This is a genomic window from Rhodomicrobium udaipurense JA643, from assembly GCF_000636015.1.
GTDB classification, from domain to species: Bacteria; Pseudomonadota; Alphaproteobacteria; order Rhizobiales; family Rhodomicrobiaceae; genus Rhodomicrobium; species Rhodomicrobium udaipurense.
The window spans coordinates 1-11559 of sequence record NZ_JFZJ01000101.1; the positions used below are offsets into that span (position 1 = coordinate 1).

10 protein-coding genes are annotated in these 11559 nt (G+C 63.7%); 4 read left to right on the top strand and 6 right to left on the bottom strand.

Annotation, left to right across the window (positions count from 1 at the left end):
• The 3 genes from T281_RS13005 to T281_RS13015 form a co-directional block, all read right to left on the bottom strand.
• A partial coding sequence (locus T281_RS13005; protein ID WP_037239759.1) for an aminotransferase class IV occupies positions 1-469 on the bottom strand: 469 nt, incomplete at its 3' end.
• Positions 470-791: 322 nt separating this feature from the next.
• Complete coding sequence (ntrX, locus tag T281_RS13010) at positions 792-2189, bottom strand: nitrogen assimilation response regulator NtrX (RefSeq protein WP_013418985.1); 1398 nt, start codon at positions 2187-2189, stop codon at positions 792-794.
• 19 nt (positions 2190-2208) lie between these two features.
• On the bottom strand, positions 2209-4467 hold the full coding sequence (locus T281_RS13015; protein ID WP_162173178.1) for a sensor histidine kinase NtrY-like: 2259 nt from the start codon (positions 4465-4467) through the stop codon (positions 2209-2211).
• Positions 4468-4822: 355 nt separating this feature from the next.
• Between T281_RS13015 and lipA the strand changes: the two genes are divergently transcribed.
• A complete protein-coding gene (gene lipA, locus T281_RS13020) occupies positions 4823-5842 on the top strand; it encodes a lipoyl synthase (RefSeq protein WP_037239781.1) in 1020 nt (339 codons plus the stop codon).
• A gap of 127 nt (positions 5843-5969) precedes the next feature.
• A complete protein-coding gene (locus T281_RS13025) occupies positions 5970-6455 on the top strand; it encodes a type II toxin-antitoxin system RatA family toxin (protein ID WP_037239783.1) in 486 nt (161 codons plus the stop codon).
• Between the two features lie 12 nt (positions 6456-6467).
• Here T281_RS13025 and T281_RS13030 read toward each other — a convergent pair whose 3' ends face one another.
• From T281_RS13030 to T281_RS13040, 3 genes are all read right to left on the bottom strand, one after another.
• Positions 6468-6782, bottom strand: a complete 315-nt coding sequence (locus tag T281_RS13030; RefSeq protein ID WP_037239762.1) for a DMT family transporter — start codon at positions 6780-6782, stop codon at positions 6468-6470.
• A 7-nt stretch (positions 6783-6789) separates the two neighbouring features.
• Positions 6790-7326, bottom strand: a complete 537-nt coding sequence (locus T281_RS13035) for a CinA family protein (RefSeq protein WP_037239767.1) — start codon at positions 7324-7326, stop codon at positions 6790-6792.
• Between the two features lie 156 nt (positions 7327-7482).
• Positions 7483-8664 carry a bifunctional 2-C-methyl-D-erythritol 4-phosphate cytidylyltransferase/2-C-methyl-D-erythritol 2,4-cyclodiphosphate synthase gene (locus tag T281_RS13040; protein WP_037239786.1) on the bottom strand — a complete coding sequence of 394 codons (1182 nt, stop codon included), beginning with the start codon at positions 8662-8664 and terminating at the stop codon, positions 7483-7485.
• A 236-nt stretch (positions 8665-8900) separates the two neighbouring features.
• Here T281_RS13040 and T281_RS13045 point away from each other — a divergent pair, with 236 nt between their 5' ends.
• Positions 8901-10046 carry a two-component system sensor histidine kinase NtrB gene (locus tag T281_RS13045; protein ID WP_420834879.1) on the top strand — a complete coding sequence of 382 codons (1146 nt, stop codon included), beginning with the start codon at positions 8901-8903 and terminating at the stop codon, positions 10044-10046.
• The gene (gene ntrC, locus T281_RS13050; protein WP_037239773.1) at positions 10046-11491 is read left to right on the top strand and encodes a nitrogen regulation protein NR(I); all 1446 of its coding nucleotides are present in this window, start codon (positions 10046-10048) and stop codon (positions 11489-11491) included. Before T281_RS13045 ends, ntrC begins: the two co-directional genes overlap by 1 nt.
• Positions 11492-11559: the final 68 nt, after the last annotated feature.

Below are 11559 nucleotides of genomic sequence, written 5' to 3' on the forward strand. Positions count from 1 at the left end.
ACTGCGCGAGAAGGCCGGTCGTCTTGATGTCGACGCGCTTCCAGCGGATGTCCGGCAGAGTGATTACAGCCACACCGACCGCCGCCTTTGCATCGCCCGCCTTGCGCGACAGCGAGCGCGCGAAGCACACTACGCCCGGCGCGTCGCCGGGGCTCGGAAAGGCGAAATCGCGCCGCGCCACACCGCGCGTGATCTGGAGATAGACGATGCCGTTTCTGACACGGTTGCGGCGAACGGTTTCCCGCAGAATGACGCCCAGCGACCGCAGGCTCATCGGCTCGTCGATCCGCAGTTCCGAGAGCGACCGTTCGAGCCGCGCCATATGACGGCGCTCATCCACGAGATTGCCGTCGAGGATCTCGCAAACCTCGTAAACGCCGTCCGCGAACTGAAACCCGCGATCTTCCACATGCACGCTCGCCTGCGCGTAGGGAACGTACTCGCCGTTTACATACACAACCCGCGTCATGGTCTGCCTTTCTTACGCGAAGGTGCGAGCCGCTTCTGTCGTCGATCGCACTTCGCCACATGTCTGCTCGTGCTGCCCACCGGGAACAGCGCGCACCTTTTCTCCGAAAGTGGCTCGCCGCGCAAGCCTGCTCGCAGGCAAGGGGCATGCAACTTTACTGCCAACATGTATCGAGGGTGTGAAGGACAAGAGACGGCCGTCGTCCGAAGCGCTCGAAAAGCTCGCGCGAAAGCCCCGCCTCGCCTTTAGAGTGATGGATTCAAAAGTGCTCCATGTTTCGCTCGAGCATGATCTTGTCGCCAAAACTTTTACGGATCATGCTTTAGTGACGGACCTCGCCGCCCCTTTCGTTGGAATTGACGCCAAGCGCGCGCAGCTTCCTGTGCAGCGCCGAGCGTTCCATGCCGACGAATTCCGCGGTGCGCGAGATGTTGCCGCCGAAGCGGTTGATCTGCGCCATGAGATATTCGCGTTCGAAGATTTCGCGTGCGTCGCGCAGCGGCAGCGACATGAGATGCTCACCGCCGGAGCCGTTCGACGATAACGGAACATTCGCGCCGATGTCGTCCGGCAGCATGTCGGCGGTGATGACCGCGTCCGGCTCGCCGGTCGACATGATCATGACACGTTCGACAATGTTGCGAAGCTGACGCACGTTCCCCTGCCATTCGTGGCTTTGCAGCACGGCCATGGCGTCGTCGCCGATGACGCGCGGCGGAAGGCCCGACGACGCGGCGATCTGCTTCACGAAATGCTCCACGAGTTCCGGGATGTCTTCGCGCCGCTCGACAAGGGCCGAAACCCTCAGCGGCACCACGTTGAGCCTGTGGAAAAGATCCTGCCGGAAACGCCCGGCCGCCATCTCGCGCTCAAGGTCGCGGCTCGTGGACGACACGAGGCGCACGTCGACCGACACTTTTGGGCCGCCGCCGATGCGCTGGAATTTCTGCTCCACGAGCACGCGCAGGAGCTTGCCCTGAGTCTCGACCGGCATGTCGGCCACTTCGTCGATATAGAGCGTGCCGTTATGCGCCTCTTCGAGCGCACCGACCTTGCGTACCGTCGACCCGGTTTCCTCGACGCCGAAGAACTCAGTCTCCACGCGGTCGGCGGCCATGGACGCGGCATTCACGGCGACGAAGGGGCCGTTCGCGCGGCTCGAGCTGGCGTGCAGATAGCGCGCGGCGAGTTCCTTGCCGGAGCCCTGCGGCCCGGTAATCATCACGCGGCTGTTCGTCGGCGCGACCTTTTGAATAGCCTGCCGCAGATGGTTCATCGCCGCGGATTTGCCGATCAGGTCGGAGCTGTAATAGCTCCTTTCCTTCAACTCGCGATTTTCGCGGCGGAGCTTGGACGCTTCGAGCGCGCGGGCCGTGACGAGCACGAGGCGGTCCGCCTTGAATGGCTTCTCGATATATTCGTAGGCGCCGCGCTTGATGGCGGTGACGGCCGTTTCGATGTTGCCGTGGCCCGAGATGATGACCACGGGCAGCTCGGGATGGTTCTTCTTTACCCGCGCGAGCACTTCGAGCCCGTCGAGCTTCGACCCTTGCAGCCAGATGTCGAGGATGACGAGCGAGGGGCGGCGTTCCTCGATGGAGCGCAACGCTTCGTCGCTGTCCTTGGCGAGCCTCGTCTTGTGGCCCTCGTCTTCGAGGATGCCCGACACGAGTTCCCGGATATCGGCTTCGTCGTCGACGATCAGAATGTCTGACGCCATGGCTTGCTCCCTCTTCCCCTCAGCTTTGCAAATGGCTGTCGGCGAGCATCAGCTCCGCCTGGCCGTTCGGTCTCGCTTCGTCTTTTTCAGTTCGTTCCGCGCCGTGCGACACGGGGATCGTCATGCTGATCCACGCGCCGTGGTCGCAGTCTTCAGTGATCGGAGCGTCGGCGAGTTCGAGCACCCCGCCATGCTGCTCCGTAATTCTCTGCACGATGGCCAGACCGAGGCCCGTGCCCTTCTGCCGCGTCGTCACATAGGGCTCCACCAGCCTGTGACGGTTCTCCTTCGGCAGCCCAACACCTGTATCTACGACCTCGATGACGAAGCGATGATCGATGAGCCTGAGCTTCGTCATTACGCGCCCTCTCCCGCTCTCGGGGTTCGACGCGCGGTACGCATCCACGGCTTCGCTCGCGTTCTTCACAAGATTGGTGACGGCCTGCGTGAGAAGCCGCCTGTCGCACAGCGCGATGAGCTTCTCCTTCGGCATGTCGAGCTTGTATTCGATGTCGGAGCGGCTCATCTGGAACAGAATCACCGCCTCGCGCACGACTTCGCGGATATCCTGCTCCTCGAAGACTGCCTGAGGCATGCGTGCGAATGACGAAAACTCATCCACCATGCGCCCAATGTCGCCCACGTGGCGGATGATGGTTTCCGTGCACTTCTCGAAGATTTCGCGATCATGCGTTATCGACGCGCCGTATTTGCGGCGGATGCGCTCGGCGGAAAGCTGGATCGGCGTCAGCGGATTCTTGATCTCGTGCGCGATGCGGCGCGCGACGTCGGCCCATGCGGAGGTTCGTTGCGCGACGGTCAGTTCGGTCACGTCGTCGAAGGTGAGGACGACGCCGAAATCGGCCTGATCGTCCTTCTCGCGCGTGACCTGCACGGCAAAATTCCGTTCGCCCGTCTCGCGCACGATGGTGATCTGGCCATGCACCGGCTTCGTCCGCGACTGGCGGCGGCCCTTCTCGATGACCTCGCCGAACTCCGGCACGGCCTCTGCCAGCGGCTTGCCGATGACGCCGTCATCGTCGGGAAGGCCCAGAAGTTCGAGGCCGGAGCGGTTGATGAGTTTGATGCAGCCCGACGGATCGACGCCGATCACACCGGCTGTCACGCCCGACAGCACCGCCTCGATGAAGCGGCGGCGCTCGTCGAGTTCGGAATTGGCGCTCATGATGTCGTCGCGCTGCGTCTTCAGGTCGACCGTCATCTGCTTGAAGGTCTGGCCGAGGCGGCCGATATCGTCGCGCGCGAACCCATCATCGAACTGGACGTTCAGATTGCCCTGACTCACTTCCTGCGCCGCACCGATGAGCTTCCTGATCGGCATGACAAGGCGATTCGCGAAGACGAGGCCCGTCCAGATCGCCGACGCGAGCAACGTCAGCGCGAGGAGCACATACATCAGCGCGAACACGAACTGATATTGGGCGCGCGAATATTCGAGCTGCTGGAACTGGATGATATTTTGCTGCGTGCGCTGGAGAAGGCGGAACACGTTCGGGTTCACCGGGCGCAGGGCATAGATGAACGCGTCTTCGAAGCCGTTCAGCTTCTTGATCGCGGCGACACCGTTAGCCAGATCCCACGAGAGTGGCACGATGCGGCCCTCCGCTGCCCGCGCGATGTCGGCGGGCGGCGGGGCCTTGTAGCGTGGGCCATCGGTAGACGACGCCGCGAGCAATTTCCCGCGCGAGTCGATGATGAAGGCCGCCGGCAGCGCGCGAAGGGACACAGCGGACGAGAAGAGGCGCTCGAAAGCCGCCTTGTTCTCGTTGAAAAGCGCTGCCCCGATCTCGACCTCGCGCGCCACGTCCACGAGGTCGGAGCGGATCACCTGCCCGCTTTCCTGCAAATAGGACTGCGCGACCTCGACCGTGTTGTTGACGATGCTCTTGACGCGCGTGGAGAAGAAAGTGTCGAAGGTTCGGTCGATGGAGACGGTCGCGAACACCGCGAGCAGCACCGCCGGAAACAGCGCCACGAAGCTGAACACCGCAGCGATGCGGAAGTGAAGCCCCGCGCCCGCCTCCCGTTTTCGCGCCTTCAGAAGCTGGACGACCTGGAAGCCGATGATGCCGATGATGATGGCGACGAACGCGGCGTTGATGCCGAGCGTCGACAAGACGACATTGTTCGTCGGGAAGATCGAGGTGAGGCCGTTGAGGATGAGGAACGTCGCGACGGAGGACGTGATGGCCGCGATCACAACGCCGAGCGAGAGCCAGAAGCGCAGCGCCTTGCCGAAAAGTCGTGCATTCGCCACGCTTGCGAGTGCCGCCCGCACCCGCGAAAACCCTGCATTCAAATGCGTCGGAATGCCTGCCGCCACGTGGTTTTGCCGCCCCTGTTGCTGTCTCGCATCGGTGCAGCCTGAGTTTGGGGAAATTGTGGCATATGCATCACATTTTGATGTGACCTGGTGTGGCCTGTGGGTTTCTACACCGATGGGTGGACTGCGGGGCGAACCATGCCACAACTTTCGCTCGGTCGTCGGTCGCGGCTTGAACGAAAACAGACCACGACACGACCGCGTCGCGCGAACGAAGCAGACAAGCGGGCGATTTCGTTGCAAACGCCGCTCCATCCCTTATCTTCGCGTGAGGAACAAGGGCGCAACCATGGCAACTCTCATCGACAAGCGCGACGGCCAGGCGCCGCAGGCAACGGAACAAGCGCCGGCCGCCTCTGAACAAGCGCCGCGCCACCCGGAAAAGGCGCATCGGCCCGACGCGCCCGTGCTTCGCAAGCCCGCATGGATCCGCGTGAAGGCGCCCGGCTCGGCGGGCTATGCGGGCACGGCGTCCATCGTGCGCGGCAACCGCCTCCACACGGTCTGCGAGGAAGCGGGCTGCCCCAACATCGGCGAGTGCTGGGAGAAGAAGCACGCCACCATGATGATCATGGGCGACACCTGCACGCGCGCCTGCGCCTTCTGCAACGTCAAGACCGGCATCCCCGGCGCGCTCGACGCAGCGGAACCGGAGAATGTGGCGCGCGCGGTGGCGACGCTCGGCCTCAATCATGTGGTCGTGACCTCCGTTGACCGCGACGACATCGAAGACGGCGGCGCGGCCCATTTCGCCGCCACGATTCGCGCCATCCGTGCAGCGGCGCCCGCCACCACCATCGAGGTTCTGACGCCCGATTTCCTGAAGAAAGGCGCGCGTCCGCTCGAAGCCGTCATCGCGGCGAAACCCGACGTCTTCAATCACAATCTCGAAACCGTGCCCGGCCTCTATCTCACCATCAGGCCCGGCGCGCGTTATTTTCACTCGCTGCGCCTCCTCCAGCGCGCGAAGGAACTTGACCCGACCGTGTTCACGAAGTCCGGCATCATGGTCGGCCTCGGCGAGAAGCGGAACGAGGTGCTGCAACTGATGGACGATTTGCGCTCGGCGGACGTGGACTTCCTCACCATCGGCCAGTATCTCCAGCCGACGCGCAAACATGCCGCCGTGGATCGCTTCGTGGAACCCGCCGAGTTCGACAGCTACAAGGCGCACGCCTACGCTAAGGGCTTCCTCATGGTCGCGTCCTCGCCGCTCACGCGGTCGTCCTACCTCGCCGGCGACGACTTCGCGAAGCTGAAAGCGGCGCGACTTGCCAAAGCGGCCAATGACGTCGTAAGTCACAGTTAAAGCACGCCGATCCGGCCATGCGGCGAAATACCCTCTCGCCACGGCGGCGCGCGCGCCTCATCCCATGTCATAATGATTGCAGGCCGCGTGGAACGCCCCCGGCCTCCCACTCAAGCTTGAGCCGCTGATGCCCCATTTCGAAACGACCCATCGCGTCCATCACTCCGCCGAGAATATGTTCGCCCTCGTCGCAGACGTGGAGAGCTATCCCAAATTCCTGCCGCTATGCTCGGCGCTGCACATCGAGAAGCGCATCGCGGAAGAAGACGGCGAGACGCTCATCGCGCGCATGACCGCGTCGTATAAGCTGTTCAGCGAGAGTTTCACCACGAGGGTGCGGCTCAGGCCGGAGAACCGCGTGATCTTGGTCGATTATCTCGACGGGCCTTTCCGCAAGCTTGAAAACCGCTGGACGTTCGTTCACGGGCCGGACGGCACTTGCCGCATCCTCTTCTATCTCGACTACGAATTCCGCTCGCTGCCGTTGCAGATGCTGATGGGATCGGTGTTCGACAAGGCGTTCCGCAAGTTCTCGGCCGCGTTCGAGGACCGCGCCGACCAGATCTATCGCACGCCCGCGCAAGCGGAACGACCCGCGTCCGCCACAGGGTAGCGGCGGAGCCTGCTAGTCCGAGAGCCTCATGAGAACAAGCCCGGCAATGATCAGGCAGGCGGCGATGACACGCGCGTGCGTGACGGCCTCGCCCAGAAACGCCACGCCGACCGCGAACGCGCCGACCGCGCCGATGCCAGTCCATACCGTATAGGCCGTTCCGAGCGGAAGGCTGCGCATGGAAAAGGATAGAAGGGCGAAGCTCGCGATCATCGTGGCGATGGTTATCGCCGTGGGTATCGCCCGCGTGAAGCCGTCTGATTGCTTCATGGCATAAGCCCACACGATCTCCAGTAAACCCGCGATGACAAGAACTCCCCAGGCCATGCTTCCCTCACCCCTCGTCGTCTTGTGAATGGTCGCGGGAGGTGGCTTCTATCAGGAGCACCAGCGCCGTCTCGACCGACCGCGCCCGAACCTCCGCGCGGCCGATATCTCCGAAGCGTTCCTCGCGATGGAGCAGGCTAACGCCGTTGCCCGTCGTCCGCGCCGCCGCGAAATGCACCAGCCCCACGGGCTTCTCGGCGCTGCCACCGTCCGGCCCCGCGATGCCGGTGATTGAAACGGCAATCCCTGCGTGCGAATGCGCGAGCGCGCCTTTCGCCATGGCGAGCGCGACCTCCTTCGAGACCGCGCCGTGCGCCGCGATCAGCGCCGGATCGACGCCGAGCATGTCGGCCTTCGCCTCGTTCGAATAGGTGACGAAGCCCCGATCAAATGCGCTCGACGAGCCGGGAACCGCGGTCAGCGCGGCAGCAACAAGCCCGCCCGTGCATGATTCCGCCGTCGCGATGAAGAGTTGGTTCTCGCGCGCCTTCGCCAGCGCGTCTGCGGCCAGTGCATAGGCCCGGCCGCTGAGTTCTTCCGCCATTCCCTGAGCCTCCGCTGTGGCGCACCAAGTGCGCGGCCCCGCTACATGTCGGAATATAGGAAACGCCCTGCGGTTCGTCAGCCTAGCCCAGAGCGATCAAGCGCACAGCCCTACGGCACCGTGCACCTAAGCAGGAGCGCCGGGTCTGATACCGCCTCAGCGCGCGGCGAACACCACCGTAGCGGACGCCAGCGCGGCGATGCCCTCGCGGCGGCCGGTGAAGCCGAGTTGCTCGCTCGTCGTCGCCTTGATGCTCACGCGCTCGATCTCGATGCCAAGGATTTCGGCCATCCGCGCGCGCATGGCGTCGCGATGCGGGCCAACCTTCGGCCGCTCGCAGATGAGCGTCACGTCGGCGTTGGTGATGCGCCCGCCCTTCTCCGCCACCAGGGCTACGGCGTGCTTCAGAAACACGGTCGAATCCATCGCGCGCCATTGCGGGTCGGACGGCGGGAAATGATCGCCGATGTCGCCCGCGCCGATGGTGCCGTAAAGCGCGTCGGTGAGCGCGTGCAAGCCAGCGTCGCCATCCGAATGCGCCTTCAATCCCTTGTCGTGCGGGATTTTGACCCCGCACAGCGTGACGTGGTTGCCATCCTCGAAGGCATGCACGTCGAAGCCCGAGCCGACGCGCACATCCGGCAGCGTCACTCCGCCGCTCGCGATCATATCCGCCATGACCAAATCCTCCGCAGTCGTGATCTTCATGTTTTCAGATGTGTTCGAGACGAGCGCCACGGAGAGGCCATGCCACTCCGCAATCGAGGCGTCGTCGGTGAAATCGGTGCGCTCGCCCGCCGCGCGATGAGCCGCCATGATCCTGTCGTAGATGAAAGTCTGAGGCGTCTGCGCGCGCCAGAGCCCTGCCCTGTCCACGGTTCCCGCGCTCCGGCCGTCCTCGCCGCGCTTCAGCGTATCGGTGACGGGTGCCGCCGCGATCGCGCCATCGCTCGTATCGAGGGCCGCGATGGTGTCCGAGATGCAGGCCGCCGAAATGAAGGGCCGCGCGGCGTCGTGGATCAAAACCGCGTGCGGTGTATGCGCTTCGAGCGCGTCGAGACCCGCCTTCACGGAAAGTTGCCGCGTTGCGCCGCCGGGTACGGGCTGAAGCAGCTTGTCCGTGTCGAGCCCCGCCACCGCTTCCGCATAAAGCGCCTCGTCGCCCGCGCGGATGACGACGACCACGGCTGCAATTTCCGGATGGAAAAGAAAGGCTTCAAGCGTCCGCCGCAGGATCGGCTTGCCGCCCGCCAAGCAATATTGCTTCGGCCGCCCCTGTTTCTGCCCCGCGCGGACACCGCTACCCGCAGCCACGATCAGCGCCGCATGGACCGGCAAATGTTGGTCTTCTTCTTGCATGTTTGAACGAACCAAAAAGGAGGGAACGCGCCGAAACCTTATAAGCTGCCTCTAAAACCGCCAAGAGCTTTCGCGAGCCTGAGATTTGCCTGCTGACACGGGGGCCGAATTTGCTACAATGCCTAGAACTTAGTCGATCTGCATTTCTGCCCAGCATTTGGGCAGGGCAAGATGCAGCCTCGGCTAGCCTGCCACATTCACTGGACAAGGCTAAATTGCTGAAATCAATGGCTCCCCGCGACAAGACGAAGAAGGCGTCCGATGCTGCCAAACCGCTCGATTTCAAGGCGCTGGTGCAGGGGCTGCCCCATGTGGTCGTCGTTGTCGATGCCACAAATCGCATCGTGTTCGCAAATTTCGCCGCCGAGAATTTCTTTGGCCTTGGCGAAGCGCTGCTGAAAAAGCGCGCATTGCCTGCGCTCGTGGCATTCGCCAACCCCTTGACTGCGCTCGCCGATCAGGTGCGCCACACGCGCGGCGCCGTGAACGAATATGAACTCGACCTGGCGATGCCGGACCGGCCAGCGCGCTCGGTCGACGTGTTTGCGTCGATTCTGAACGAACGCGAAGATTACGTGCTCCTGATGCTCCAGCAGCGCAACATGGCCGCGATGATCGAGCGGCAGCTGACCCATCGGGGTGCCGCGCGTTCCGTGTCCGCCATGGCCGCTGTCCTCGCGCACGAGATCAAGAACCCGCTCTCCGGCATTCGCGGCGCGGCGCAGCTCCTCGAAGCGGGCGCGTCCGAGGAAGACCAGCCGCTCGCCCAGCTCATCACAGAGGAAACCGACCGCATCCGCGATCTCGTCGACCGCATGGAGGTGTTCGGCGACGAGCGCCCGGTGAGCAAGGACGCCGTCAACATCCATTCCGTGCTCGACCACGTGAAGCGTATCGCGCGTGCGGGCTTCGCGCGGCATATCACCATCCAGCAGAGTTTCGATCCGAGCCTGCCGTCCGTGCCCGGCAATCGCGACAAGCTCATTCAAGCGCTGCTCAACCTCGTGAAGAACAGCGCGGAAGCCATCGGCGACAAGAACGACGGCGTCATCACGCTGTCGACCGCCTTCCGTCCGGGGCTGTCGCTGCGTTTGCCAAACTCCGACTCGAGCGTGAAACTGCCGCTTGAAATTTGCGTGTCGGACAATGGCTCGGGCGTACCGGAAGACGTGAAGCCGCACCTGTTCGAGCCTTTCGTGACGACGAAGGCGAAGGGCGCGGGATTGGGCCTTGCACTCGTGGCGAAAATCGTCGGCGACCATGGCGGAGTGATCGAATGCGAATCGAGAAGCCGGCTGACAACCTTCCGTATGCTTCTTCCGATGTATCAGCCATCCGCGCGAAAGACCGGAGCGATATGATGGGCCGCGGAAACGTACTTATTGCGGACGACGATGCTGCCATCCGCACCGTCGTCAATCAGGCGCTTGCCCGCGCCGGTTACAGCGCCCGCGCGACGAGCAACGCCGCCACGCTTTGGAACTGGATCGCGCAGGGCGACGGCGACGTGGTCATTACCGACGTCATCATGCCGGACGAGAACGCGTTCGATCTCATCCCGCGCATCAAGAAAATCCGCCCCGAGCTGCCGATCATCGTCATGAGCGCGCAGAACACGTTCATGACCGCCATCACGGCGGCCGAGCGCGGCGCCTATGAATATCTGCCGAAGCCGTTCGACCTGAAGGAGCTCGTCGCCGTTGTGGGCCGTGCGCTGCGCGAGCCGAAGGTGGCGAAATCGTCCATGCAGGCCGACGCCGAGAGCGAGAATTTGCCGCTGATCGGCCGCTCGCCTTCGATGCAGGACGTCTATCGCGTCATGGCGCGGCTCATGCACACCGACCTCACCGTGCTCATCACGGGCGAAAGCGGCACCGGCAAGGAACTCGTCGCCCGCGCGCTCCACGATTACGGCCAGCGGCGCAAGGGTCCGTTCATCGCCATCAACATGGCCGCCATCCCGCGCGAGCTGATCGAGAGCGAGCTGTTCGGCCACGAGAAGGGCGCGTTCACCGGCGCGGCGCAGCGTTCGGTCGGCCGCTTCGAGCAGGCGGATGGCGGCACGCTGTTCCTCGACGAAATCGGCGACATGCCGATGGAGGCGCAGACGCGCCTGCTCCGCGTGCTTCAGGAAGGCGAATACATGACGGTCGGCGGCCGCGTGCCGATCAAGACCGACGTGCGCATCATCGCCGCCACGAACAAGAGCCTCGAAAACCAGATCGCGCTGGGGCTGTTCCGCGAAGACCTCTACTATCGCCTCAACGTGGTGCCGCTGCGCATGCCGCCCCTGCGCGAGCGCCTCGAAGACGTGCCCGACCTCGTGCGCCACTTCCTGAAGCTCGCCGAGAAGAGCGGCCTGCCCTCGAAGACGCTGACACAGGAGGCGTTCGACCGGCTGAAGCGTCACACCTGGCCCGGCAATGTGCGCGAACTCGAAAACCTCGTGCGGCGGCTGTCCGCGCTCTACTCGCAGGAGTTGATCTCCGCCGACATCGTGGACAATGAGCTTTCCACACATTCCAACCCGCCGCCGCTCGACACGCCGCAGTCCGGCACCGCGAAGCTCAACGAGTGGATGGAGGCGTATCTTACCGACTATTTCGGCGGTTTCGGCGATCAGCTTCCGCCGCCCGGCCTCTATGACCGCGTGTTGCGCGATGTGGAAGCGCCGCTCATCACGGCGGCGCTTACGGCTACGCGCGGCAACCAGATCAAGGCGGCGGAGCTTCTCGGCCTCAACCGCAACACGCTGCGGAAGAAGGTCCGCGAGCAGAAGATCCGCGTGGTGCGCAGCCCGGCTTGACGGCGGCGGCGGCGCGGTCCGGGGCAGCGATGGAATCTACTGATTGTAACGCAGCGACTTCGCCATGC

What these genes read in the sequence shown, in the direction of transcription:
- ntrC (WP_037239773.1), top strand. Translation starts at nt 10,046, where the DNA reads ATGGGCCGCGGAAACGTACTTATTGCGGACGACGATGCTGCCATCCGC.
- T281_RS13025 (WP_037239783.1), top strand. Translation starts at nt 5,970, where the DNA reads ATGCCCCATTTCGAAACGACCCATCGCGTCCATCACTCCGCCGAGAAT.
- T281_RS13030 (WP_037239762.1), bottom strand. Translation starts at nt 6,782, where the DNA reads ATGGCCTGGGGAGTTCTTGTCATCGCGGGTTTACTGGAGATCGTGTGG.
- T281_RS13035 (WP_037239767.1), bottom strand. Translation starts at nt 7,326, where the DNA reads ATGGCGGAAGAACTCAGCGGCCGGGCCTATGCACTGGCCGCAGACGCG.
- lipA (WP_037239781.1), top strand. Translation starts at nt 4,823, where the DNA reads ATGGCAACTCTCATCGACAAGCGCGACGGCCAGGCGCCGCAGGCAACG.
- ntrX (WP_013418985.1), bottom strand. Translation starts at nt 2,189, where the DNA reads ATGGCGTCAGACATTCTGATCGTCGACGACGAAGCCGATATCCGGGAA.